This is a genomic window from Microbacterium sufflavum (genome assembly GCF_023091155.1).
Classification (GTDB): domain Bacteria; phylum Actinomycetota; class Actinomycetes; order Actinomycetales; family Microbacteriaceae; genus Microbacterium; species Microbacterium sufflavum.
The window spans coordinates 803,015-825,934 of record NZ_JAHWXK010000001.1; the positions used below are offsets into that span (position 1 = coordinate 803,015).

At 72.0% G+C, this 22,920-nt stretch carries 24 protein-coding genes and 1 tRNA gene; 10 read left to right on the plus strand and 15 right to left on the minus strand.

The window, feature by feature from the left end; all coding sequences use genetic code 11:
• Nucleotides 1–14 precede the first annotated feature (14 nt).
• Nucleotides 15–590 (minus strand): ATP-dependent endonuclease, encoded by a 576-nt coding sequence (locus tag KZC56_RS04010; RefSeq protein WP_247637929.1) that lies wholly within the window; start codon nucleotides 588–590, stop codon nucleotides 15–17.
• Nucleotides 591–698: 108 nt separating this feature from the next.
• On the opposite strand from KZC56_RS04010, the gene KZC56_RS04015 reads away from it, so the two are divergent.
• The 3 genes from KZC56_RS04015 (at nucleotide 699) to KZC56_RS04025 (ending at nucleotide 3,659) form a co-directional block, all read left to right on the plus strand.
• Nucleotides 699–1,208 (plus strand): DUF3253 domain-containing protein, encoded by a 510-nt coding sequence (locus KZC56_RS04015; protein ID WP_136044336.1) that lies wholly within the window; start codon nucleotides 699–701, stop codon nucleotides 1,206–1,208.
• Nucleotides 1,209–1,295: 87 nt separating this feature from the next.
• A complete protein-coding gene (locus tag KZC56_RS04020; RefSeq protein ID WP_247637930.1) occupies nucleotides 1,296–2,702 on the plus strand; it encodes an MFS transporter in 1,407 nt (468 codons plus the stop codon).
• 39 nt (nucleotides 2,703–2,741) lie between these two features.
• Nucleotides 2,742–3,659, plus strand: coding sequence for a cation diffusion facilitator family transporter (locus tag KZC56_RS04025; RefSeq protein ID WP_136028733.1), 918 nt, complete (start codon nucleotides 2,742–2,744; stop codon nucleotides 3,657–3,659).
• Nucleotides 3,660–3,755: 96 nt separating this feature from the next.
• Here the strand turns inward: KZC56_RS04025 and KZC56_RS04030 are convergent, their stop codons facing one another.
• Nucleotides 3,756–4,337, minus strand: coding sequence for a MarR family winged helix-turn-helix transcriptional regulator (locus KZC56_RS04030; protein WP_240745364.1), 582 nt, complete (start codon nucleotides 4,335–4,337; stop codon nucleotides 3,756–3,758).
• A 142-nt stretch (nucleotides 4,338–4,479) separates the two neighbouring features.
• Between KZC56_RS04030 and KZC56_RS04035 the strand changes: the two genes are divergently transcribed.
• Nucleotides 4,480–5,238 (plus strand): winged helix DNA-binding protein, encoded by a 759-nt coding sequence (locus KZC56_RS04035; protein WP_247637931.1) that lies wholly within the window; start codon nucleotides 4,480–4,482, stop codon nucleotides 5,236–5,238.
• Nucleotides 5,239–5,296: 58 nt separating this feature from the next.
• On the opposite strand, the gene KZC56_RS04040 is transcribed toward KZC56_RS04035, so the two are convergent.
• Nucleotides 5,297–5,950, minus strand: coding sequence for a TetR family transcriptional regulator C-terminal domain-containing protein (locus tag KZC56_RS04040; protein ID WP_136036424.1), 654 nt, complete (start codon nucleotides 5,948–5,950; stop codon nucleotides 5,297–5,299).
• Between the two features lie 73 nt (nucleotides 5,951–6,023).
• On the opposite strand from KZC56_RS04040, the gene KZC56_RS04045 reads away from it, so the two are divergent.
• The gene (locus KZC56_RS04045; RefSeq protein WP_247637932.1) at nucleotides 6,024–7,085 is read left to right on the plus strand and encodes an alpha/beta fold hydrolase; all 1,062 of its coding nucleotides are present in this window, start codon (nucleotides 6,024–6,026) and stop codon (nucleotides 7,083–7,085) included.
• A 93-nt stretch (nucleotides 7,086–7,178) separates the two neighbouring features.
• Here KZC56_RS04045 and KZC56_RS04050 read toward each other — a convergent pair whose 3' ends face one another.
• Genes KZC56_RS04050 through KZC56_RS04060 form a run of 3 tightly spaced genes read right to left on the minus strand, consistent with a single transcriptional unit; the run spans nucleotide 7,179 to nucleotide 9,760 of the window.
• Nucleotides 7,179–7,745, minus strand: coding sequence for a hypothetical protein (locus tag KZC56_RS04050; RefSeq protein ID WP_247637933.1), 567 nt, complete (start codon nucleotides 7,743–7,745; stop codon nucleotides 7,179–7,181).
• 1 nt (nucleotide 7,746) lies between these two features.
• Nucleotides 7,747–8,352, minus strand: coding sequence for a dCTP deaminase (gene dcd / locus KZC56_RS04055; RefSeq protein WP_136028727.1), 606 nt, complete (start codon nucleotides 8,350–8,352; stop codon nucleotides 7,747–7,749).
• A gap of 55 nt (nucleotides 8,353–8,407) precedes the next feature.
• Entirely contained in the window at nucleotides 8,408–9,760 is a 1,353-nt protein-coding gene (locus KZC56_RS04060; protein ID WP_247637934.1) for an MFS transporter, read from the minus strand.
• Nucleotides 9,761–9,845: 85 nt separating this feature from the next.
• Here KZC56_RS04060 and KZC56_RS04065 point away from each other — a divergent pair, with 85 nt between their 5' ends.
• The 4 genes from KZC56_RS04065 (at nucleotide 9,846) to KZC56_RS04080 (ending at nucleotide 12,407) form a co-directional block, all read left to right on the plus strand.
• Nucleotides 9,846–10,223, plus strand: coding sequence for a winged helix-turn-helix transcriptional regulator (locus KZC56_RS04065; RefSeq protein ID WP_136037273.1), 378 nt, complete (start codon nucleotides 9,846–9,848; stop codon nucleotides 10,221–10,223).
• A gap of 72 nt (nucleotides 10,224–10,295) precedes the next feature.
• Nucleotides 10,296–10,369: transfer RNA gene (locus KZC56_RS04070), tRNA-Gly, on the plus strand.
• Nucleotides 10,370–10,771: 402 nt separating this feature from the next.
• Nucleotides 10,772–11,968, plus strand: a complete 1,197-nt coding sequence (locus KZC56_RS17775) for a M23 family metallopeptidase (RefSeq protein ID WP_247637935.1) — start codon at nucleotides 10,772–10,774, stop codon at nucleotides 11,966–11,968.
• A 46-nt stretch (nucleotides 11,969–12,014) separates the two neighbouring features.
• Nucleotides 12,015–12,407: a hypothetical protein gene (locus KZC56_RS04080; RefSeq protein WP_136028765.1), complete on the plus strand. Its 393-nt coding sequence runs from the start codon at nucleotides 12,015–12,017 to the stop codon at nucleotides 12,405–12,407.
• A 12-nt stretch (nucleotides 12,408–12,419) separates the two neighbouring features.
• Here KZC56_RS04080 and KZC56_RS04085 read toward each other — a convergent pair whose 3' ends face one another.
• From KZC56_RS04085 to KZC56_RS04115, 7 genes are all read right to left on the minus strand, one after another.
• Nucleotides 12,420–13,049 carry a DUF1684 domain-containing protein gene (locus KZC56_RS04085; RefSeq protein WP_247637936.1) on the minus strand — a complete coding sequence of 210 codons (630 nt, stop codon included), beginning with the start codon at nucleotides 13,047–13,049 and terminating at the stop codon, nucleotides 12,420–12,422.
• Nucleotides 13,050–13,082: 33 nt separating this feature from the next.
• Entirely contained in the window at nucleotides 13,083–13,967 is an 885-nt protein-coding gene (locus tag KZC56_RS04090) for a helix-turn-helix transcriptional regulator (RefSeq protein WP_247637937.1), read from the minus strand.
• Nucleotides 13,968–14,012: 45 nt separating this feature from the next.
• On the minus strand, nucleotides 14,013–15,179 hold the full coding sequence (locus KZC56_RS04095) for a Gfo/Idh/MocA family protein (protein ID WP_247637938.1): 1,167 nt from the start codon (nucleotides 15,177–15,179) through the stop codon (nucleotides 14,013–14,015).
• A complete protein-coding gene (locus KZC56_RS04100) occupies nucleotides 15,176–16,012 on the minus strand; it encodes a carbohydrate ABC transporter permease (protein ID WP_247637939.1) in 837 nt (278 codons plus the stop codon). Before KZC56_RS04100 ends, KZC56_RS04095 begins: the two co-directional genes overlap by 4 nt.
• Complete coding sequence (locus KZC56_RS04105) at nucleotides 16,012–16,899, minus strand: carbohydrate ABC transporter permease (protein ID WP_136036553.1); 888 nt, start codon at nucleotides 16,897–16,899, stop codon at nucleotides 16,012–16,014. Before KZC56_RS04105 ends, KZC56_RS04100 begins: the two co-directional genes overlap by 1 nt.
• Before the next feature lie 55 nt (nucleotides 16,900–16,954).
• Nucleotides 16,955–18,334, minus strand: coding sequence for an ABC transporter substrate-binding protein (locus tag KZC56_RS04110; protein WP_205814372.1), 1,380 nt, complete (start codon nucleotides 18,332–18,334; stop codon nucleotides 16,955–16,957).
• A 203-nt stretch (nucleotides 18,335–18,537) separates the two neighbouring features.
• On the minus strand, nucleotides 18,538–19,350 hold the full coding sequence (locus KZC56_RS04115) for a sugar nucleotide-binding protein (protein WP_136036552.1): 813 nt from the start codon (nucleotides 19,348–19,350) through the stop codon (nucleotides 18,538–18,540).
• A gap of 53 nt (nucleotides 19,351–19,403) precedes the next feature.
• Between KZC56_RS04115 and KZC56_RS04120 the strand changes: the two genes are divergently transcribed.
• Nucleotides 19,404–20,441: an FUSC family protein gene (locus KZC56_RS04120; protein ID WP_247637940.1), complete on the plus strand. Its 1,038-nt coding sequence runs from the start codon at nucleotides 19,404–19,406 to the stop codon at nucleotides 20,439–20,441.
• A 59-nt stretch (nucleotides 20,442–20,500) separates the two neighbouring features.
• On the opposite strand, the gene KZC56_RS04125 is transcribed toward KZC56_RS04120, so the two are convergent.
• Both KZC56_RS04125 and KZC56_RS04130 read right to left on the minus strand, forming a co-directional pair.
• A complete protein-coding gene (locus KZC56_RS04125) occupies nucleotides 20,501–21,820 on the minus strand; it encodes a hypothetical protein (protein WP_247637941.1) in 1,320 nt (439 codons plus the stop codon).
• 195 nt (nucleotides 21,821–22,015) lie between these two features.
• A complete protein-coding gene (locus tag KZC56_RS04130; RefSeq protein ID WP_136037148.1) occupies nucleotides 22,016–22,666 on the minus strand; it encodes an MIP/aquaporin family protein in 651 nt (216 codons plus the stop codon).
• Nucleotides 22,667–22,920 lie beyond the last annotated feature (254 nt).

Below are 22,920 nucleotides of genomic sequence, written 5' to 3' on the forward strand. Positions count from 1 at the left end.
GCGTCGAGCCCGGGTCAGGCGGCGGGGTGGACCGCGTCGAGCAGGGCCGACAGCGCGGGCGGCATCCGGTCGAGCGGGAGCAGGCCGACGATGTCCGCGGCGAACCGCGCCTTGCGGCCCGCGGCCGTCCCGGCGAAGCGATGCAGCTGATCCTCCACGACCCTGCCCCGCTGCGCCGGCTGCCCCTGGAACACGCGGAACCGCCCGAGCTCGCCCCGCGCCGCCAGCGCCTGCTCCACCAACGGAACCCCGGCGGCACGGATCACCTCGTCTTCGAGGTCGCGCTCACAGCCGAAGAACCCCGCATCGGCGGGCACGCCCGTGGCGTCGATCGCGCCGTCGTCGCGCAGGACCCGGGTCACGTACGCGCCCTCCGCCGCGTCGTAGAGGCCGAGCACCCGCACGGCAGGCTCGACCGCGCGGAGGGCCGCGAGCCGGGAACGGAGGTTCGTGATGCCGTCGAGGTCGACCAGGTCGAGGTCGTCGAGCGTCTCGCCGAGGCGCTGCGCCGCGGCGAGGAACGCGAGCCGGTCGCTCGCCCCCTCGAACAGCACGACCGTGCCGCCTCCTCGCCCCGCACTCGCCGCCATCCCTCGACCCTACGCACCCGGTGTCCGTCGCGCTTCGACCGCACCCGACGCGGAGGGCCGCACGTCAAGGGTCTGCCGTTGGAGGGCCCGCCGCGGCACACTGCCGACATGGAGCAGCCCGACGAGCCGGACGCGGCCACGGCACCGGAGCGCACGCCCGATGGCCACCACATCGTCGTGAACGGACGCCGGTGGCGGGCGACCGACCCGGCCATCCCGGAGAAACTGCGCCAGGAGCTGGTCGACGAGCTGATGGCCGCGCGGCGCGCCGTCAAGGCGGCGGAGCCCGAGGCGCGGCGCCGCGTGCACGATGCGAAGACCGCCCTCGGCGAACGCGGCGCCCCGTGGTGGGAGCAGCCGACGCCCGAGGAGTCCGCGGAGCGCATCGCGGCCGCCATCCGCACCCTCACCCGCAAGAGGGAGGGGTCGTCGATCTGCCCGAGCGACGTCGCCAGAGCCGTCGGCGGGGAGGCCTGGCGCAACCGGATGGACGAGGTGCGCCGCGTGACCGCCGCGCTCGCCGACCGGGACGAGGTCGTGGTGACCCAGAAGGGCGAGCCGGTCGACATCGCCTCCGCGCGCGGCCCGGTGCGCATCCGCCGCGGCCCCGCCCTCTGACCCGGGCGGAGTGCGTCGAGGCGGGGTGCCGCGCGGGACACGGCGCGCCGTCACCGGGCGTTCACCGGGCCCCGCCAGACTGCGAGCATGAGCGAACCCGAATCCCGCAGCGGCGCACCGGAGCCCGCAGCGACCGCGAACAGCGGAGCCGTCGCCGTGGTCGGCCTCGACCTGCGCGGCGAGACCCCCGCCCCGAAGAAGCAGGTGTACTCGTGGGCCCTGTGGGACTGGGCGACCCAGCCGTTCAACACGGTGATCCTCACGTTCGTGTTCACGGCGCTCTACCTCGTCAGCCCCTCGTTCCTGCCGCCCGAGGTCGCCGCGCTCGACGAGAACGACCCGGTACGGATCGCCGCGGAGGCCGACCTCGCGTCCGGCCTCGGTCTCGGCCTCACGGTCGCCGCCTTCGGCATCCTCCTGCTCGCCCCGGTGCTCGGTCAGCGGGCGGATGCCGCCGGACGCCAGAAGCTGTGGCTGGGCATCGGCACGGGCGCACTGATCCTCTGCATGTTCGGGCTGTGGTTCGTCGAGCCGGTCCCCGCCCTGTTCTGGGTGGGCGTGGCGCTGATCTCCGCCGGGTCGGTGTTCGGCGAGATCGCAGCGGTCAACTCCAACGCCATGCTGATCGGCATCGCGAACCCCAAGAACGTCGGACGCATCTCGGGCCTCGGCTGGGGCTTCGGGTACCTCGGCGGCATCATCGCACTCGTGATCGTGGTGGTGCTCGACACCTTCGACTGGTTCGGGATGCCGACCGACAACGGACTCGCGTACCGCCTGATCGCGGTCGGCTGCGCGGTCTGGGCGATCGTGTTCGCCATCCCGATCTTCCTCAACGTGCCGGAACCGTCGCTCGGCCGCCCGGAGCGGAAGGTTGGCTTCTTCCGGTCGTACCTGCTGCTGGTGCAGGACGTCGTGGGGCTGTACCGCGACCCGGAGACCCGCTCGACCTTCTGGTACCTGCTCGCCAGCGCGGTGTTCCGCGACGGCCTGGGCGGCGTCTTCGCGTTCGGCGCGATCATCGGCACGGCCGTGTTCCGGTTCGGCACGCAGGACATCATCGTGTTCGGCATCGCGGCGAACCTCGTCGCGGGGGTGTCGACGATCCTGGCCGGACGACTCGACGACCGCCTCGGCCCGAAGCGCATCATCCTCGGCTCGATCGCGGCCATGATCGTCGCGGGGCTCGCGGTCTTCCTGCTGCGCGACGCCGGCGCGATCGTGTTCTGGGTGGGCGGACTCATCCTGTGCGCGTTCGTCGGACCGGCGCAGGCCGCCGCGCGGTCCTTCCTGGCCCGCGTCACCCCGGCCGGCCGCGAGGGCGAGATCTTCGGCCTGTACGCGACGACGGGACGGGCGGCGAGCTGGATGGCCTCTGCCGCCTGGACCGTGCTCATCGCCCTGACCGCGCAGACGGCGTTCGGCATCCTCGGCATCGTGATCGTGCTGATCGCCGGGTTCCTCCTGCTGCTGCCGGTGAAGGCTCCACGCTAGGACGCGACCGCCCCGCGGGGCAGGAGTAGCGTGACCGGGGTGACCGTGCTGCTCGCCTTCCTCGCCAACGTGCTCGTCGCGATCGCGAAGACGGTGGCCGCGGTCATCACCTCGTCCGCGTCGATGGTCGCCGAGGCCGCGCACTCCTGGGCGGACGCGGGCAACGAGGTGTTCCTGCTGATCGCCGACCGGCGCGGCGCGAAGACGAAAGACGCGCGGCATCCGCTCGGCTACGGCCGCAACGCCTTCGTGTGGTCGCTGATCGCCGCGTTCGGCATCTTCACCGCGGGCTCGATCGTGTCGATCATGCACGGCATCCAGGAGCTGTCCGACACCGGGCCGGTGGAGAGCCCGGTCGTCGCCTACGTCGTCCTCGGCATCGCGTTCGTGCTCGAGGGGGCGTCGTTCACGCAGGCGATGATCCGCTCCCGCCGCCTGGCGCGCGAGCGCGGCAGCTCCACGTGGGACTTCGTGCTGGAGACGAGCGACACGACCCTCCGCGCCGTGTTCTTCGAGGACTCGGCAGCCCTCGTCGGCCTGGTCCTCGCGGGCGGCTCGATCCTGCTGCACCAGCTCACCGGCGTGGCCGCCTGGGACGCGATCGGCTCGATCCTGGTGGGCGTGCTGCTCGGGGTGGTCGCGGTGATCCTGATCGGACGCAACATCGCATTCCTCGTCGGCACGAGCGTCTCCCCCACCCTGCGCTCGCGGGTCGGCACGGCTCTGCTGGGGCTGGACGACATCGAACGGGTGACCTACCTGCACATCGAGTACGTGGGGCCGAACCGGCTGTTCCTCGTGGCCGAGGTCGACCTGTCGGGCGACGCGCGCGAGCACGACGTGGCGCGTCGGCTGCGCGAGGTGGAGCGGCGGATCGAGGCGCACGACGCGATCGAGGCGGTCGTGCTGTCCCTCTCGGTGGACGACGAGCCCTCGCTCGACTTCGCGCGCGCCTGAGTCGCGGAGCGAGACCCGCGGAGCGAGACCCGCGGAGCGAGGTCGGAGGCGCGAGGCCGGCGGAGCGAGACCGGCGGAGCAGGAATCGTCGCGGCGTCAGCGCGGCCAGTTGTCGGCGAGCTTGGTGAGCAGACGCGCGAGTTCGGTGCGCTCGTCGTCGGTGAAGGGCGCGAGCGCCTGGGTGAGCAGCTCCCTCCTCTCCCCGCGCAGACCGCGCGCGAGCCGGCGGCCCTCGTCGGTCAGCGCGATCCGGGTGCGGCGCGCGTCGTCCGGGTCGGCCTCACGACGCACGAAGCCGCCCTGCACGCCCTGCTGCACGAGGCGCGACGCGCGGGGCTGATCCACGCCGATCGCCTGGCCGAGCGCGCTCACGCTCAGCGGTTCGGGCGCCGAGGCCAGTGCCTCGAGCATCCGCATACGGGCGGGGCCGCCGAGGCGTCCGGAGGGGTCGGCCATCCACGGCGGCATCCCGGGGTGCCCGCGGTGATGGCCGAAGTGCTCGTGGGCACCGTCGGCGTGCGGGCCGTCGTGACCTCCGCCGGGCCAGCCGTGGGGTCCGCCGCGTCCGCGCGGTCCGTGCTCGCGCTGACCGGGCCGACGCCCGCGGAGACGAGACAGCGCCTGGGCGATCGCCTCGGCGGGGTCGTGCGGTTCGGAGTCGCGGGAACGGGTGGCCATACCTCGATTTTACATGCGACTTGACATGCTTTAGATCTGCATGTCACACTACATGTACATGCCGGATCACATGGATATGTCACCTGACATCCACCGGCCACCACCGCGGCCCACCAGCCGCCCCTGAACAGAGGACAACCCCATGAACACCACCACAGACACCACAGAGACTCCGCAGCCGCCGCGCCCCTTCGGCTACTGGCTCAAGGCCGTCGACCGCCTCATGGCGGCCGAGTTCGCCGCCGCGTTCGACGACGAGGGCATCACCCGGCGCGAGTGGCGCCTGCTCAACGTCGTCGACGGTTCGGTCGAACGCGAACGCCCGCTCCGTGCGCACAAGCTGCGCCGCCTGATCGACCGCGGGTGGGTCGTCACAGACGGCGAGGGCTGGTCCCTCACCGACGACGGCCGCGCCGCGAAGGAGCGCCTCGGCGCCCTGGTCGACGGCATCCGCGCCAAGGTCGTCGACGCCGTCCCCACGGACGACCTCGCCACGACGCTCGCATCGCTCGAGGCCATCGCCCGCGCGTTCGGGTGGGAGGAGGGCACGCCCCTCCCCCGCACGCACCGCGGCCCGCGGGGCCACCGGCACGGTCACGGTTTCCGCGCCCCGTTCGGCCACCACGGCTTCGGTCGCCACGGCTTCTACGGGCCACGGGGCTTCGGTCCCCGTGGGTTCGAGCGCGGCAACGGCTTCGGCGAACGCGAACGCCACGCGTTCGACGACCGTCACGAGGCCGACGGCCGCCACGGCTTCCACAGCCGTGGGCACGGCCACGGCCACGACGGCCACGCGATGCCGGAGGGGCCGTGCGGTCACGGCCACCCGGGTGAGCGCCGCGCACGTCACGCGTTCGAGCGCGGCTACGACGCCGGGTTCCGCCGCGGTCGCGCCGCCTGACCGCCGCACCACAGGGCGCCTTCCCGTCTGGGAAGGCGCCCTGTCGCGCGCCGGGGCTCTACATCTCGAGGTCGAGGAGCGCCACGGCGTCGTCGGGGGCGCCGACAGCACGGAGGCGTCCGCGCATCGCCGCCGCGGCGAGGGCATAGGGCCGTTCGTCGTCGAGGAGCAGCGAGCGCGAGTTGGCTTCCTCGTTCAGCGCGACGAGTTCGAACGCCAGCACGTCCACGTCGTCGACCGCGATCTCTCCGACCGCGATGGCGTGACGCAGCTGGGCCTCGATGTATCCGTGCCAGTCGGTCAGGGCCGCGCGCACGGCGTCGGTCACCGGCCCGGTCTTGGAGTCGACGTCGGCGGAGGTCGCGGCGAAGAAGCAGCCTCCGGTGAACACGCGGTCCTTCGAATAGAGCAGCGAGTGGCGCAGCAGCGCCGCGAGGCGTCGCACGCCGCGGGGCTCGGCACGGGCGGGCTCGACGATCCGTGCGAGGAAGATCTCCCTGGCGGCTTCGATCGTGGCGAGCTGCAACCCCTCTTTGCTGCGGAAGAGCGTGGCGATGCTGCTCTTGCTCGATCCGGACGCCGCGGCGAGCCGACCGATCGTCAGGCCGTCGAGACCCTCGACCGACGCCAGGTTCGTGGCGCTGTGGAGCACGACGCGGCGGGAGGCATCACCCCGTACCCGTCGGCCGTCCAGGATCGGGCTCTCGGACATCCCCCTAGTATACGAACGATCGTTCGCCTAGTATACGTATGATCGTTCGTATTGTTCCGGCGAAGGAGTCACGATGCCGTCCCTGCCCGTCCTGCTCGCCCGCACCGTCCCCCTGCTCGCCCGCGTCTCGCCACGGCTGGCGGGCGCCGTGGCGCTCCGCCTGTTCTTCACCACCGGGCCCCGCATGCGCGTGCGCCCCGCCGATGCGCCGACCCACAGCGACGCCCGCCGCGGCACCGTCACGGTGCGCGGCATCGAGGTCACCACGTACGAGTGGGGTCGCGGGCCGCGCACCCTGCTGCTCCTGCACGGCTGGCGCGGCCGGGCGTCGCAGTTCGCGCCGCTCGTGCGCGAGCTGGTGGCCGAGGGGTTCCGCGTGCTCGCCTTCGACGGGCCGGCACACGGATCGTCCGGCGGCCGCGCGACCGACGTGCGCGACTGGGTGACGGTCGCCGAGCGACTGCAGGCCGAGCACGGCCCGTTCGAGGCGCTGATCGGCCACTCCTTCGGCGCGCTGGGCGCCCTCACCGCCGCCCGCACGACCGTGCCGGTGCCCGCTGTGGCCGTGCTCGCCGGTGCCGCGGCGCCCGAGGCCTTCCTCGCCCAGTTCGCCAGCGACCTGCGCCTCGACGAGCCCACCGCGCAGAACCTCCGCGAGCGGTTCCACCGCCGCCTCGCGATCGACGAGGCCACGGCGGCCGAGCGCTTCGACGCCGGACGACACCCGTTGCCCGACGGCACCGCGCTGCTCGTGGTGCACGACCGCGGCGACCGCCGCCTGCCCGACCGTGACGCCCTGCGCCTGCACGCCGCGCACCCCGGCCGCTCGCGGATGCTGCGCACGGTGGGCCTCGGTCACACGAAGGTGCTCTCGGCCGACCCCACCCTCGACGCGGTCGTGGCTCTCGTCACGGGCGGGCTGCCCGCGGTCGATGCCCTCGGCACCGCCACGGCAGCGACGCCGCCGACGCGGTCGCACGTGGCCGATGACGCAGAGCCCGCGCACGCCCCGGGCCCCACGGCGCAGTCCACGCACGCCGCACATCCCACCCCCGGGTCAGCTCACGCCGCACACCCGACCTCCGAGCCGTCGCACGCCGCACACTCGACCGCGGAGTCCGCCGCCCGCGCCTGAGTCCAGGCCCTCGACCGACACCGCGGGCGACCGCACGCAGACCGGGACACCGATCCGATGGCGCCGGAGTGCGGCGAGCCCGAAGATCCGGCGTCAGACCCGCAGCGGAGTCAGCGCGGCCGCCGCGTCGGCGAGGGTCGGGAACCCGGCATTCACCAGGACCACGAGCGCGACCACGGCGGCGACGAGCAGCAGGAACAGGAACACGAAGATGAGGCCGGCGAGCACGCGGTAGCTGCCGCCCTCCGGCACCTCCGGAGCGAGCGACGGCTGCGACCAGTCGTCGGCCGCCGCAGCGGGCGGCTCCCCCTCGAGGATCGCGGGCGTCGGGCGCTCGCGCTCCGAGCGGCGCGTGGGCGGCGGAGGCGGCGGGAGCACGGCGTTCGCGGGCGGGATGTCGGCGGGCGGCGGGTCGAGCAGGCCGTCCGGGATCGGGGTCTCCGGCGGGGCCGGGGGGATCACGTCGTCGGCCGGGCGGATCGCCGCGGACTCCGTCGGGACGGCCGCACCGGCGGCACCCGGGTCATCCGGGGCCACCGGCTCGTCCGGGGCCGCGGGCTCATGAGGCAGCAGGGGCTCGGGCGGCACCGGGCCGTCCGCGGCCACAGGTCCACCCGGGGTTCCGGGCTCCTCCGGGGTCCGCCCGTCGCCGTCGCTCATGTCAGCCTCCGATCGCTCCCACATCGGTCACGCCCACGTCGGTGCGGTGGAAGTTCTGGAACGACCGCGACGCGGTGGGCCCGCGCTGCCCCTGGTACCGGTTGCCGTAGGGGCCGGAGCCGTAGGGGTTCTCGGCGGGCGAGGTGAGCCGGAAGAAGCACAGCTGCCCGATCTTCATCCCCGGCCACAGCTTGATCGGCAGGGTCGCGACGTTCGCCAGCTCCAGCGTCACATGACCCGTGAACCCGGGGTCGATGAACCCGGCCGTGGAGTGCGTGATCAGGCCGAGGCGCCCGAGCGAGGACTTGCCCTCGAGACGCGCGGCGATGTCGTCCGGCAGCGTCACCTGCTCGAACGTCGCCCCGAGCGCGAACTCGCCGGGGTGGAGGATGAACGGCTCGTCGGGATCGACCTCGATGAGCCGGGTGAGCTCGGGCTGATCCACCGACGGATCGATGAAGGGGTACTTGTGGTTGTCGAAGAGGCGGAAGTAGCGGTCCAGGCGCACGTCGATGCTGGACGGCTGGATCATCTCCGGCTCGTGCGGAGCCAGGCCGACACGGCCCGACGCGAGTTCTGCCCTGATGTCGCGATCGCTGAGAAGCACGGCCTCAGCCTAGTCACCGCACGGGTCGCGCCTCACGCGACCTGCGGCATCCGCGTCACAGGGCCGGGGCACTGCGACGCGAGAGCAACGGGAGCAGCGCGGCCGCCGTCACGGTCACCGCCGCCGCGACCACCGCCACCGGGAAGCCGCCCGTCACGAGCACGGCCGCGATCGTGCCGAACACCGCGATGCCGAGTCCGCCGCCCAGGGCGAAGCCCACCTCCTGCACCGCCCCGACCTGTCCCGCCTGATCCTCGGTCGTCACCTCGAACAGCGTCGCGGCGGCGAGGGTCCCCGCGATGCCGAACCCGAGCCCGACCAGCACGAGGGGCAGCGCCACGATGCCGGGGTCGAACGCGAGCCACACGAGCCCGAGCGCCTGCAGCAGCAGCACCAGCACGGTGAGTGCGTTCGCCGACAGCCAGCGCAGCGCGAGCGGCGCCAGCACCCCGCCGATCGCGATCGCCGCGGCCTGCGGCAGCAGCGCGATGCCCGCCTCGGCGGCACTCTGTCCCCGCGCATCCTGCAGGTGCAGGCTCACCAGGAGCACCGACGCCGACGACGCCCCGCTGCTGACGATGATGCGCACGATCGCCGGGCTGAATCCCGGCACCCGGAACAGCGCCAGGTCGAGCAGCGGGAGGGGCAGCCGACGCTGCCGCCGCACGAAGAACACGAGGCTGGCGACCGACACGACCGCGGCCACCGCGGCCGACACGGGAGCGGCCAGCACCTCGTGCAGCGCGAAAACGAGGGCGCCGAGCGCGACGATCGACGACAGGATGCTCGGCACGTCCCACGACGGCGGCTGCGTGCTGCGCGAGTCCGGCACGAGCCACAGGGCGAGCAGGGCGGCGGCCACCGCGAGCGGCACACTGCCCAGCAGCAACCATCGCCAGCCGGGCCCCTCCGCGAGGAGCCCGCCGAGCACGGGTCCGAGGGCGCTGCCCGTGCCGAAGGTGGCAGTCCAGAGCCCGTACGCGAGCACGCGCTCCCTCGCCTGGAAGGTCGCACCGATCGTGGCCACGACACCCGCGACCACGAAGGCCTCCGCAACGCCGAGCAGAGCCCGGATCACGATGAGCAGCAGGCCACTGGTGGCGACGCCGCCGATGCCGTTGAGCACCGCGAATCCGACGAGCCCGATCACGACGATGGTCTTGCGCCCGAACGCGTCGCCGATCCGCGCCGCCAGGATCAGCGTCGCCGCGAGCGACAGCGCGTAGACGTCGACGAGCCAGAGACCCTCGGTGTCAGTCAGCGCGAGGTCGTCGCGGATCGCGGGCAGCGCCGTGGACACGCTGCTGATGGCGAGGGCGCCGATGAGCACGCCGAGCAGGAGCGGCACCATCGCCATCCAGAGCCGGAGAGAGGAGCGGACGGGGACGACGACGGGGCTGGTGGTCACGGACTCAGTCTGTAAAGTACAGGCAAAGGCCACAAGTACCGACATTGTCGTCACGTACTTACCGTTTGGATACTGTGGAGGCACGATGCGCGAGAAGACGGCCAGGATCGTCCGCGAGTGGACCGAGACCTGCGACGCGGAGGTTTCGATCGCCGTGCTCGGCGGCGCGTGGAAGCCGAGCATCCTGTCGCTGCTCGCCGAGCACGGCGTGCTGCGCTTCGGTGAGCTCGGGCGCCTGCTGCAGGACCCCACGTCGCGCGTGCTCACCCGGCAGCTGCGCGAGCTGGAGGCGGACGGCCTGATCACCCGCACGGTCTACCGCGAGGTCCCGCCCAAGGTGGAGTACCGGCTGAGCGAGCTGGGTGCGACCGCGACCCCGCTCGTCGACGCGCTCACGCGGTGGGGCACGATGTACGCGGGGCAGCAGCGCGACACCCCCGCGACGGCGGACGCCACGGCCTGACGCCGCGGTTCACGCTTTGGCCATCGCCCCGGAGACGGGTAGGCTTGCCCTCACCTGCTCTCGGGCGGGTTCGGGGCTGTAGTTCAATGGTAGAACTTCTGCTTCCCAAGCAGACAGCGCGGGTTCGATTCCCGTCAGCCCCTCCACCACCCTTCGCACGATCGGCACCGGCACGGTGTCGCCCTCCGGTGCGATCTCGTCGATGCCACTCTGATGCTCCGCGACGACTCCGCCCTCGTCCACGGGCCCAGGCGGCGCAACGACATCGGGAGCCTGCGCAGCAGGAATTCCGGCACGGAGGATTTGACGCCTCCCCGAACGGCAACGTAGGTTACGGGACGGTAACGGTCCTCCCGAAGGGGCCGTGACCCGAGATCATCTGCTCGCGGAAGGACCCCGTCACGACTGCTCTGCCCTCCGGACGTTCGCTCGAGAACGCCCCGCTCGACCCCGCAGCATCCGCGATCGACCCCCGGCCCCTGCTGCGCCGCGACCGACGTCGCACGTCCGCTCCGACCCCGCCGGAGGAGCCGACCCCCGCGGCGACCGTGACGCCGACCCCGTCCCCGCCCGCCACTCGGGCCGCCATCCGCTCCCGGGCCCTCCGTCCCGAGCCGCAGGGTGCACCGACCGTTGCCACCGCCGCCGCGCGGACCGTTGCTGCCGCAGACCCCACCCGCGCCGCAGCAGCGACTCCGGTCGCCGCCGGAGCAGAGCCGACCCTCGCCGCAGCCGACGCGCCCGCCTCCCCCGCAGAGACTTCCGTCGCCAGCGAGCCGACCACCGCCGCCGAGCCGACCGCTACCACCGAGCCTGCCATCGCCGCCGAGCCGACCGCCGCCGCCGCCGCCGCCGCCGCCGAGCCTGACACGACCGCCGAGCCTGACACGGCCGCCGAGCCTGACACCACCGCCGAGCCTGACACCACCGCCGAGCCGACCACCCCCTCACCGACCGGATCCCGCACCGCCCGCACCCCACGGATCCCGCGGGTCTCGCGGCGTCCGCGGCGGACCGACCGCCCGCGGGGCCGGGGCGCATCGAAGATCAAGGCGCTCGGTGCCGTCCTCGCCGTCGGCGTCATGGTCACCGGGGCCGCCCTCCCGGTGCTCGCCCCCGGGGGCGACCACGCCGTGGCGACCGTCGCCGGTGCGGCAGCGCTGAAGGACGCCGCCCAGTCGTACACGGCCACCGATGCCATCCGCGCCACCATCTCCGCGCGCGGCTCCTTCGCGGCGACCACGCCGGAGGAGATCAAGGAGACCCACGCCCGCGCGGCCGCAGCCGCCATCGCCGCGGGCATGCCGCTCAGCAGCGCGATGGACATCCCGATCGCCGACCGGGTCGTGATGCCGATGGCCGACGGCTCGTACTCGTTCACCGATGGCTTCGGGGCCGCCCGACCGGGCCGGTCGCATCTGGGTCAGGACTTCGCCGCCGGCATCGGCACCCCCATCAACGCCGCCATGAAGGGCTGCGTCTCGCGCTCCACGGAGAGCTACCAGGGCTACGGCGTCACGATCCAGGTCGAGAGCATCGTGAACGGCCAGGCCGTGAGCACCGTGTACTCGCACATGAAGAACGGCACGCGCGCCGTCGAGGTCGGTGACTGCGTCGAGGCCGGCCAGTACCTCGGCGACGTCGGCTCGACCGGCTACGTGTTCGGCTCGTGCCTGCACTTCGAGGTGCACATCAACACGGTCGCGATCGACCCGCTGCCGTGGCTCAGGGACAACGTGAGCTGACCGCGGCGCGCACGCTCGCGCGGTCCGGCGTCCCTACGATGGGATCATGCCGCCCGTCGACACCCTCGCCCTCGTCGGCGAGGTGCTGTCCTGGATCGGGCTCGGCGTGGGAGTGCCGCTGCTGCTGATCGCCCTGCTCATGCGGCTGGCCGAGGGCCCGTGGCTCCCGGTCGACATCGCGATCATCGAACGCGACGGCACCACGATCGCCCGGTGGTTCGCGGGCGGCGACTTCCACGAGCGACCACTGCGCCACGGCGAATCGTCGACCGCGGACGACGGCTTCACCACGGGCGTCGTCAGCAGCCACAACCCCGCCAGGGCACGGGTGGGCGAACCGCCGCACGCCCGGCGCGTCGTGCGCACGCTCGGGATCGTGTTCAGCGCGGTCGGGGTGCTCGGGCTGATCGGCTCGTTCGTGCCGCTGTTCCTCGGCTGACGCGGGCGCGGTCTACGCCCCGTCGTACCGCTCCCCCACCGGAACGGCCACGGGCAGCACGTTCCCCGGAGGTGCGAGCGGGCAGGCCCACGCCGGGTCGTACGCGCACGAGGGGTTGTACGCGAAGTTGAAGTCGAGCACGATCGTGCCGCTCGCGGCATCCCCGCCCAGGTCGGCACCCTTGATCGTGTCGAGCAGGTAGCGCCCACCGCCGTACGTGCCGCCCGGATGCCCGGCTGATGCATCGCGCACCGGCACGAACAGCCCGCCGCCGTACGAGCGCAGCCGCCACACGTCGAGGGTTCCGGCGTCGGGGACCTCGACCACACCGACGCGCTCGAACGGCACCAGGCCGTCGGTACCCGTCGCGAACTCGAACGCCGCCGGCTCCGCCTCCAGGATCGGCAGTGCGAACCGCCACTGCGGGTCGTACGGCGCGATCGGCAGCCCCTCGAACAGCACCCGATCCTCCGGCAGCAGCGGGGTGGCCGGGTGGTGCAGCATCAGCTCATCGCGTTCGATGCGCCACAGCTCGTGCGCCTCCTCCGGGGAGTCCGCGCGGCGCACGGCCTCGTACAGGGCGAACACCCGCCGCCGCCAGTCGACCACGTCCACCGCCGCACGGGCGCTCGAGCTCGTCATCACCCCAGGCTAGTTCGCGTCGCGCGGGCGGGATCAGGTCTGCGCGGTCAGGCGGCGATACTCGGTCGGGGTGACCCGCAGCACCTCGCGGAAACTGCGGGAGAAGTAGTTCGCGTCGGGCAGGCCGACGTCTTCCGCGATGCGCGCGATGGGGTCGTCGCCGAACGCGAGCCGCCGCGCGGCGATCGAGATGCGCGCCTCGCGCAGGAACGCGACGATCGTCTTCCCGGTCTGCTCCTTGAACGTGCGGCGCAGCGTGGACTCGCTCATGTGGGCCAGCGCGCACAGGGTCGCGACGTCGGGCGTGCGGCGCACGTCCAGCAGCAGGTGGTCGACCACGCGGGCGATGCGCGGATCCCTGGCGCGGACGGGCGCCCGCACCCCGCGGCGACGCGACGGGGGCGCGACCGTCACCCCCCGGTCGGCCATCAACTCGGCCGTGGTGCCGAGCACGACGGCCAGGTGACCCGACGCGAGCAGCGCCCGGCCCGCGGACGCCCCCTCCCACGCGTCGATCACGGCGTCGAAGTTCGCGCGCACGACGGGGTGCGCCCCTGCGTCCGACACCGCCGGCACCGCGATGCCGACCGCGACGCTGCCCTGCGCGTCGAGCGAGGCGGAGAACCGGATCGAGCCGAACGCGAAGTCCGACGACGTGGCACGGCAGCTCAGCACGGCGCCCTCGTGGATGAACACCAGATCACCGGCGGACACGCTGTGCCGCGCCCCGTCGAACGCGATCTCCCCCGTGCCGGAGTGGACCAGCCGCAGGATCGAGTACGGCAGCTCCGACGGCGGGAACGTCCAGGGAGCGGGGAAACGGAACGCCTCGGCGTGCAGCACGCTGAGCCGGATCGCTCCCACCGTCACCCTTTCCGCGGCAGCCGCTCCGAGCGACGACCAGGCCGACTCCGTCACGCCGCCGACCCCACCTCGATGTCGCGATCGTATCGGGCCGGCAGGTCACGCGTGCGCACGGGCGCCCTCCAGGATCTCGGCGATGCGCACCTTGCGGTCCTGGGCGAGCGACAGCGTGAGGGCGTCGGCGGTGGCGATCGACGACCGCGCCGCGGAGCCGTCGGTGAGCGCGGCGAACTCGGGCTCCGGCGCGGCACCGGTGAGCAGCCCGTGGAAGTACGCGGTCTCCTCCTCGACGATGCCGCTCAGCCACAGCGGCGGCGTGGTCTCCGGGTTGCCGTACATGATGCCGCCGTCGGTCGAGCTGGAGGCGTAGATCGCCGTGCGCTGTGCGTCCTCCTCCTCGCTGCGGTGCAGCAGGAAGCGCTCCTCCCGGCCGGAGTGCCGCACCGTCACACCCGTGTCGGTCATGTCGATGCGGGCGGCGCCAAGCGTGCCCTGCACCAGCAGGTAGTGCTCGGGCCAGCGGAACGCGGAGCCGTACTCCAGCGTGGCGAACGCCCCGCCGGGGAACTCGAGCGTGATGAGGAGCAGATCGTCCTCGTCGCCGAACTGCTCGCCGCGGTGCGCCACGTTGCCGCCCACCATGGTCGCCGTCTCAGGGACACCCAGGAGGAACTGCACCACGTCTAGCTCATGGATGTGGTGGTAGAGGTGTCCGCCCGACAGCTCGCGCCGCTTCTTCCACGAGATGGACGGCTGCGGCTCCTCCCACCCGTTGCGCGCGGCGCGGCAGTACACGATGTCCCCCAGCACCCCGTCGGCGACGAGCCGCTTGACCCGGCGCACGCCGTTCATGAAGTTCATCACGTGGCCCGACATGAGCAGCACGCCGGCCGCGTCCGCCGCGTCGACCATCGCCGAGCAGTCCTCGAACGACAGCGCCATCGGCTTCTCGCAGAAGATCGGCTTGCCGGCCTCCGCCGCCGCGACCACGGCCTCGCGGTGCGCCCAGTTCGGCGACGCGACGATCACCGCGTCCACGTCGTCGCTGCGGCACAGCTCCTCGATGCTCGCGGTGGCGACCGCGCCGAACGCCCGCACGGCCCCGGCGGCGTTCTCCGGGTCGAAGACGCGGGTGATCGAGGCGCCCGGGAGGCGGTCGAAGCCACGGCCGAGCGCGAGCCCGAAGTAGCCGGACCCGACCAGGCCGTAGCGCACCTCCTCGCGGGGCTCGGGGCGGGCGGTTGACGATGCGACGGATGTGTTCATTTGACGGACCCCTCCGAGAGCCCGGCGGCGATGTGGCGTTGGATGACGAGGAAGAAGACGACGGACGGCACGACCACGACCACGGACGCCGCGAGCATGGCGCCCCAGTCGAGCACCTCGGAGCCGCTGAGGGAGTACAGGGCGACCGTGATGGGCATGCGGTCGCTGCTGTTGATGAACAGCAGCGCGAACAGGAACTCGTTGAACGAGTTGATGAACGTGTAGATCGCGGTGGCGACGATGCCGGGCGCGACGATGGGCGTGGCGATGGTCGCGAACACGCGGAACCTTCCGGCGCCGTCGACCTGCGCGGCCTCCTCGATCTCGACCGGGACGGTCTGGTAGAACGCGGTCAGCATCCACACCGCGTACGGGATCGAGAAGGAGAGGTAGGCGAGCACGAGCCCGGCATAGGTGTTGATCAGGCCGAGCGAGATCATGATCAGCGTGTACGGCACCGCGAGCAGGATCGGCGGGAACATGTAGGTGCTGATGAGGATCTGCGTGAGCCTCTGCCCGACGCGCGGGAAGAAGCGCACGATGCCGTAGGCGCACGTCGAGCTCACCGCGATCGTGACGACGGTGGTCGACAGGGCGATGAACAGGCTGTTGCCGAGGTTGTTCAGGATGCCCAGGTCGAACAGCACGCGGGTGTAGTGGTCGATCGTGAACGAGTCGGGCCAGAAGCCGATCGGGTCGGTGGCCAGCTCCCCCGAGCTCTTGAAGCTCGATGTGATGATCCACACGAGCGGGAACACCGACACGACCGCGAGCACGGTGAGGAACAGATAGGCGGGGGCGGCGGACAGGCGCCGCAGGGTTCTCGTCGACATCAGGCGTCCTTCCGGTCCCAGCGGTTGAGCAGTCGGAAGGCCAGGCCTCCGAGGAGCAGCAGGAACACGAGCAGCAGCACGGTGATGGCCGAGGCGACGCCGAGCTGCTGCAGCCCCCAGCCGGTGCGGTACGCGAAGATCGGCAGGGTCTCGGTGAGCCCGGCGGGGCCGCCGCCGGTGAGCAGGAACAGCAGCTCGAAGTTGTTGAACACCCAGATGCTGCGGAGGATCACGAGCAGTCCGACCACCTTTTTCACGTGCGGGAGGGTGATGAACGCGAACCGCTGCCAGGCGTTCGCGCCGTCGACGGTGGCGGCCTCGAACTGCTCCGCCGGGACGGTCTTGAGCGCCGCGAGGATGTTCACCATGAACAGGGGCGCCCCGAACCAGATGTTGATGGCGAGCACGGTCAGCATCACCGCGTCGGGGTTGGACAGGAAGCTCACGTTCTGCGCGGTGAGGCCGAGCCGCGTGAGCAGGTTGGGCAGGAAGCCGTACACGTCGTTGAGGATCCAGCGCCAGCCGAACGCGATCACGATGGCCGGGAACGCCCACGGGATGATCAGCAGCGTGCGGAACAGGCCGGTGAGGTGGCGGATGCGGTTGAGGGCGATCGCGGCGACGAACCCCACGAGGAGTTGCCCGGCGATCGACGCGACGGTCCACAGCAACGACACCCGGAAGGCGTTCCAGAACTGCTCGCTCTGCAGCACGGCGACGAAGTTGTCGATGCCGACGAAGTCGACGGCGGGGCGCAGCAGGTGGCGGTTGGTGAAGCTGTAGACGACGCTCGACACCACCGGGTAGAAGAGCAGCAGGACGACGATCAGCAGCGACGGCGCGACGAACAGCACGCCGGTGAGATGGACGGTGCGGCGGGAGCGCATGATCACGGAGGACCCGGGGTCCGGTCGCGCGGGGCGACCGGACCCGGGGCGGGGCTCAGAACGAAACACCGGACGAGACGAACAGCTGGTTGAGCTGATCCTCCGCCGCCTTCGCCGCGGTCTCGACGTCGGTGCCGTTGAGGACGATGTCCTGCAGCATCTTCTCGATGACGGCCTGGCTGGTGAGGATGCCGGACTGCACGAGCGGACCCGTCTCCATGCCGATGGCGGTCCCGGCCGGCACGGCCTCGCTGATCACGGCGACGCTGTCGGCGTGCCGCTGCAGGGTCTCGTCGTCGAGGTAGGCCTCGTTCTCCGCGATGTCCTGCAGGGACGGCAGCATGCCGCCCGGCACCGAGTGGAGGAAGTCGATGTAGTCCTCGTCGCGGTAGAGGAACTCCAGGAACGCCTTCGCCTCCTCCTGCACGTCGCTCTTCTCCCAGACGACGGTGGCGATGTTGGAGGTCTCTCCGCCGTACACCTCGTCACCGGCCTTCAGGCGCGGCAGGGGCGCGGCCTTGATCACCGACTCCAGCTGCGGCGAGGTGCCGACGACGCCGGAGATCTGGAACCCGGAGTTGAAGTCGAACGCGGTCTTGCCCTGGTAGAACAGCGTCGCCTGGTCGAGCACGTTGTAGTTGACGCTGCCCTCCGGCGAGGTCTTCTCGTACATGTCGACCCAGTACTCGATGCCGTCGATGGCCGCGTCGGAGGTGAGGTTGGCGCGGCCGTCCTCGTTCAGCAGGCTCTCGCCCGCCGACTGCAGGTAGAAGTTGAGGAAGCGCGTGCCCATCAGGTCGTTCGTGCCCATCGGGACCGCGAGCCCGTACTGGTCGGGACCGGTGGTGAGCGCGACGGCCGCCTCCTTCAGCTCGTCCCAGGTCTCCGGGACGTCGAGGCCAGCCGCTTCGAGCAGGTCGGCGCGGTACCACATGACCTGGGCGTGCGAGTAGATCGGCAGCGAGTAGGAGACACCGTCGAGGGTGCCTTCGCCGAGCGCCGCCTCGGTGAACCGGTCGCGCCCGATCGCGTCGATCACGTCGTCGACCGGGGCGAGAGCGCCCACGTCGATCATCTGCACGACCTGGTTGGGCTGGGCGGTCGACAGGTCGGGCACCTGCCCGGCCGCGAGGCCGGTGGTCCACTTGGTCTGGAACTCGCCCCAGCTGAAGGTCTCGATGGTGATGTCGACGTCGGGGTGCTCGGCCTCGAACTCCTCGGCCATCCGCTCCATGTACTCGGCGCGCGGGCCCTGCGTGAAGCTGTGCCAGAAGACCACGTCGCCGCTGAGCTCGCCGTCTCCTGCTGATGCATCGGAGTCGGGGCTCGTGCCGGCGCAGGAGGCGAGAGTCATGACGCTCACCGCGGTGGCCGCGGCGAGGGTCATGGTGCGCAGGCGGGCGCGCGTTCCCTTATCGGGGTAGGGGAAAGCCATGAGGAACTCCTTTGTTGCTGGTGCATAGCTCGGACACTCCGACGCTAGATATCAGACGTCAGACAAGTCAATCCGAGCGCACGGAGATCGCTCGATCACGGCGGGTGGTGACCGTTCTGTGCTAGCACCAGACGGTCACCCTGGCGCGTCCTGGGGTCGGCCTCCCGGCCGGTCCACACCCCAGAGCCCCGATCTGGCGGGGGTCAGGCGCCGCGCTCGAGCATGTCGGCGTAGCCGTCCTCGAACGACGGGTAGTCCAGGTGGCCGAGCAGCGAACGAAGCAGAGCGCCGTCGTAGACGAAACCGTTCACGCTGCCGCCGTCGTCGGGCGGCACCGGCAGCCCGAGGCGCGCGGCGAGGAACGCCACGACGTCGCCCAGCGGGGCGGGAGCCGCGTCCACCGCGTGCACGAGCGACGGCGGCTCGGGCATCCGCAGCAGCAGGTCGAGCGTGCGGACGAGGTCGGTCTCGTGGATGCGGTTCGTGCGGCGCCGGGGGTTCACGGGTGCCCCCTCACGCACGCGGCGCACCAGGAAGTCGCGCCCCGGACCGTAGATGCCCGCGGGCCGCACGACCACGGCGCCGAAGAGGTCGACCGCAGCGCGCTCACCCTCCCGCAGCCCGCGACCGCGGTCGGTGACCGGCTCCGGGGCGTCGCGCTCGGTGAGCGGGGTCGGGCTGCCCGCACCGTCGAACACCCCGGTGGACGAGACGAAGACCGTGCGCGCGGGCCGGGAGAGCAGGGCCGCGGCGAGGTGCGCGAGCACGGACGGGTACGCGGAGGCGCCCGTGCCCGGCGGCAGCGTGACCACCACGGCATCGACCGCGGGCAGGGGCTCGGGCAGCGGGGCGGCGAGATCACCCGCGACGCCGGTCACCCCCTGGGGCAGGGGCCCGTCGCTGCGGCGGAGGGCGACGACCTCTCCCCCGTCCGCCACCAGCCGCGGGGCGAGCCGCGCGCCGAGCTTGCCGAAACCGACGAGCAGCGTGCGGTGAGGAGGTTGCGGGGCGGTCACCCGTCCAGCCTCCCACGGCGCGGGGGCCGCGGGCGCGGACGTAGGCTGGATCGGTGGCGGAATCGCAGGGGCGGGTGTGGACGGGGGTCCTGCGCGTCGGCCCGCACCGCGGCGACCATCGCGTCGCGATCCGAGCCGCCGTGAGCGTCGCCGTCCCGCTGCTCGTGCTCTGGGCGCTCGGCCGGCTCGACCTCAGCATCTACGCGAGCTTCGGCGCCTTCGCCGCGCTCTACGGCCGCCACGACGGGTTCCGCGACCGCATCCGCATGCAGGCCAGCGCGGGCGGGGTGCTGCTCGCGGCGATGCTGATCGGCACGGCGCTGTCGGTCCTGGCCGCCCCGACGGTCGTCAGCGTGGTCGTGGTCGCGCTCGTCGCCGCCGCCGTCACCCTGCTGGCGTACACGATGCAGTGGCACCCACCAGGGCCGCTGTTCACGGTGTTCGCGACCGGGGCGTGCGCGACCATCCCCGCCACCGCCGGCTCGTTCGGCTCCGTGCTGCTGGTGGGCGGGGCGAGCGTGCTGTTCGGCCTGGCCCTCACCGCGCTCGTCGCCGTCGCCACGCGGACCACGGGAGAGGGAGCGCCGAAGGTGCGCCCCACCGTGGGTCCCGTCGCGGTCGAGATGGCGGTCTCGGTCGCCGTCGCCATCGTGGGCGCCGGGATCGCGGGGCTGCTGCTCGGCGGCACGCACTGGTACTGGGCGGCGGTCGGTGCGGTCGCGGCCGTGAGCGGCGCACAGCTCAACGCCCGGATCATCCGCGGCATCCAGCGCCTGGTCGGCACACTGCTCGGGGTGCTCGTCGCCGCCGGGGTGCTGGCGCTCGACCTTCCGCCGATCGCCGTGATCGCCCTGGTCGTGGTGCTGCAGGGAGTCGCGGAGCTGTTCATCGGCCGCAACTACGGCATCGCGATGGTGTTCGTCACCCCGCTCGCGCTGCTGATGGTGCACCTCGCGGCCCCCACCCCGGTCGACGCGCTGTTGACCGACCGCGTGCTCGAGACCCTCATCGGCGTCGCGGGCGGCACCGTGGTCGCCGTGGTGTCCGCCGCGCTGCGCCGCCGCCTCGGCCGCCGCCTCACCCGCCCCTGACCCCTGACACACAGAAGCGCCGCACCCCGAGGGGATGCGGCGCTCCGGTGTCGGTGCCGTCAGGTGCCGGGGTAGGCCCGCAGGCGAGCGGACCCATCGGGGGCGATCGTCACCGAGCCGCCCGAGCACGGCGGATTGGACTTGCCCACCACGTACGGCACGAGCAGGCCATCGAGCCTCAGCGGTGCATACACGGCGTCGCTGTTCTCCTGATCGAGACACTGGGCTGTGGAATCGTTCCAGTTCCAGTACTCGACCCACGACGCCTGGGGTGAGATGAGCGCACCCTGCTGCGGCACGAACAGGTTGCCGATCGAGAAGCTCGTGCCGTCGGCCGTGTCGGTCACCGTCGAGTTCCACCAGCCGGGGCGTCCGGGGATCTCCGCGACGCGGAAGACATACGTCCGACCGGTGGTCCACGGACGGAACACCCGGACGGATCGGCCGGGCGCACCGTCGGTGTCGCCGGCCATCACCCCGTGCAGGCTCGGATTGACCTCGGCATCGGTCGCCCCCCAGAGGGAGAACAGCCACTGCCTTCCGTTCGTGTTCCCGTAGGTCTGCACGCCGGTGTAGCCGCCCGACGTTCCAGAGATCCCGAACTGGTGGCTCCAGAAGATGTTCGCGGTCATCGTCGGCATCACCCGCAGCAGCGTGCTGAACTCGGCGACTCGGCCCGCGGCCGTCGCGCGGGGGTACGCGTACAGCCCGGGCACTCCGGTTCCGTTCGTGTCGGCCTTCGGGTCCGGGGGCACGTCCACGATCCGGAAGGGCGATGAGAGCGCCCGGTGATGCGCGGGACCGGCGCTGAACGAGCTGGCCGACACCAGGTCGGCCACGAGCACCGTCTGCGCGTTCCATCCCGTCGGGAGGGCGGCGTTGCTCACCCCCGCCACCGAGAACGTCAGGTCCGCCGGCGCTGCGAGGTCGCGCGCGAGGCGGTAGACCGCGTACGCGAACTTCCGCGAGCCGGTGTTCGGGTTGTAGTTCTCCGTGTAGTACTCGTCGGGGTCTCGCACCCAGAGGCCGTCCGAGGTGCTCGCTCCGGCGGCCGGACCGCGGAAGAAGGCGAAGCCCGACGGGAAGATCCCGGCGTCCGCGCCGATGAACAGGCGGGATCCCGCAGGAAGCGAGACCCCGGGCGCCAGCTGCAGACGGAAGCGCGCCTCCAGCAGGTAGTTCTCCGGCCATGTCGGATCGCCGGTATCGCGATCGCTCCCCGCCGGAGGCGAGTCGAAGCCGACGAACGACACGGTCACTCCATCCGGGACGGAGTCCGCGGCCGCGGAGACCGGTGCGGCGGTGGAGGCGAGCGCCGCCATGGCCACCCAGGCCGCGCTCTTGGCGAAAGTCCGTCTGCTGATTCCTTCGGTTCCCATGCGAGGGTCCCCCTATCTCGGGTCGATCTTCGCCGGTCGCGTTCGACCGGCCCCCGCTCGGCCTCCGCAGGATGCCACGGCGTTAGAGAGCCCACCTGATCGCTCGCTGATTATTCTCCGGACGGTCGCCCCCTGACCCCTGACACACAGAAGCGCCGCACCCCCGAGGGGATGCGGCGCTCCGGTGTCACGGTGTCACTCGGCGGCGGCGATCTTCTTCGCGTCGTCGGTGTTGAGCACGCGGAACAGCACCGCGGCGATGATCGCGCCGACGGCCGGGGCCACGATGTAGAGCCACAGCGAGCTCCACGCGAAGTGGCCGCTGACCGAGAGGCCGAGGGCCACGGCGGGGTTGAAGCCGCCGCCCGAGATGGAGCCGACGGTCGCGGCGCCGATGAACACGGTGGCGCCGATCGCGAGGCCGTAGAACGAGTTGCCCGCGGTGTCCTTCGACGTGGCCGAGTTCAGCACGACCCACACGAGGATGAGCGTGAACAGCGCCTCGACCAGGAACGCCGGGCCGACCTCGATCACCATGGCCTTGTCGCCCGCGGGCCAGACGGCGAGCGCGGCGAGGGCGGCGAGCGCGCCACCCACGAACTGGGCGATCAGGTAGGCGATGAAGTCGGCGACGCTCAGGCCGCCGCGGAGGAAGACGCCGAGCGAGACGGCGGGGTTCAGGTGAGCGCCGGAGATGTGGCCCGTGGAGTACACGAGCACCATCAGTGTGAAGCCGATCGCGAGCGGCGTCAGCGGGCTGCCGCTGTTGATGGCCGCGATGATCGCGAGGACGAAGAGGAAGGTGGCGATCGCTTCGGCGATGGCCTTCCGCGGTGTACCGGTCATGAGTGTGCCCTTTTCTGTGGAACCGAAGGCGGCCACCCCGTCCGCTCGGCAATTCGTAGCCGACGACCCGCCTTGCGGCACTGAGGATAGCGGCCGCGGTGGGCCGGGAGGCGGAGCCGCGCGGTCTTTTCTGGGAAAACGCTGGACGGGGCGCTGTCACACCCGAGGACGGTGCCCGTCCGCGGTCTTCGCGCATGTTCCGCACCCCTGTCAAGCCCGTCGCCCGTCGCCGCCCGCACCCCTAGCGTGCGAGC

What these genes read in the sequence shown, in the direction of transcription:
- KZC56_RS04110 (WP_205814372.1), bottom strand. Translation starts at nt 18,334, where the DNA reads ATGGCTTTCCCCTACCCCGATAAGGGAACGCGCGCCCGCCTGCGCACC.
- KZC56_RS04125 (WP_247637941.1), bottom strand. Translation starts at nt 21,820, where the DNA reads ATGGGAACCGAAGGAATCAGCAGACGGACTTTCGCCAAGAGCGCGGCC.
- KZC56_RS04050 (WP_247637933.1), bottom strand. Translation starts at nt 7,745, where the DNA reads ATGAGCGACGGCGACGGGCGGACCCCGGAGGAGCCCGGAACCCCGGGT.
- KZC56_RS04035 (WP_247637931.1), top strand. Translation starts at nt 4,480, where the DNA reads ATGAACACCACCACAGACACCACAGAGACTCCGCAGCCGCCGCGCCCC.
- KZC56_RS04105 (WP_136036553.1), bottom strand. Translation starts at nt 16,899, where the DNA reads ATGCGCTCCCGCCGCACCGTCCATCTCACCGGCGTGCTGTTCGTCGCG.
- KZC56_RS04065 (WP_136037273.1), top strand. Translation starts at nt 9,846, where the DNA reads ATGCGCGAGAAGACGGCCAGGATCGTCCGCGAGTGGACCGAGACCTGC.
- KZC56_RS04100 (WP_247637939.1), bottom strand. Translation starts at nt 16,012, where the DNA reads ATGTCGACGAGAACCCTGCGGCGCCTGTCCGCCGCCCCCGCCTATCTG.
- KZC56_RS04040 (WP_136036424.1), bottom strand. Translation starts at nt 5,950, where the DNA reads ATGTCCGAGAGCCCGATCCTGGACGGCCGACGGGTACGGGGTGATGCC.
- KZC56_RS04010 (WP_247637929.1), bottom strand. Translation starts at nt 590, where the DNA reads ATGGCGGCGAGTGCGGGGCGAGGAGGCGGCACGGTCGTGCTGTTCGAG.
- KZC56_RS04045 (WP_247637932.1), top strand. Translation starts at nt 6,024, where the DNA reads ATGCCGTCCCTGCCCGTCCTGCTCGCCCGCACCGTCCCCCTGCTCGCC.
- KZC56_RS04095 (WP_247637938.1), bottom strand. Translation starts at nt 15,179, where the DNA reads ATGAACACATCCGTCGCATCGTCAACCGCCCGCCCCGAGCCCCGCGAG.
- KZC56_RS04030 (WP_240745364.1), bottom strand. Translation starts at nt 4,337, where the DNA reads ATGGCCACCCGTTCCCGCGACTCCGAACCGCACGACCCCGCCGAGGCG.
- KZC56_RS04080 (WP_136028765.1), top strand. Translation starts at nt 12,015, where the DNA reads ATGCCGCCCGTCGACACCCTCGCCCTCGTCGGCGAGGTGCTGTCCTGG.
- KZC56_RS04020 (WP_247637930.1), top strand. Translation starts at nt 1,296, where the DNA reads ATGAGCGAACCCGAATCCCGCAGCGGCGCACCGGAGCCCGCAGCGACC.
- KZC56_RS04015 (WP_136044336.1), top strand. Translation starts at nt 699, where the DNA reads ATGGAGCAGCCCGACGAGCCGGACGCGGCCACGGCACCGGAGCGCACG.
- KZC56_RS04130 (WP_136037148.1), bottom strand. Translation starts at nt 22,666, where the DNA reads ATGACCGGTACACCGCGGAAGGCCATCGCCGAAGCGATCGCCACCTTC.
- KZC56_RS04085 (WP_247637936.1), bottom strand. Translation starts at nt 13,049, where the DNA reads ATGACGAGCTCGAGCGCCCGTGCGGCGGTGGACGTGGTCGACTGGCGG.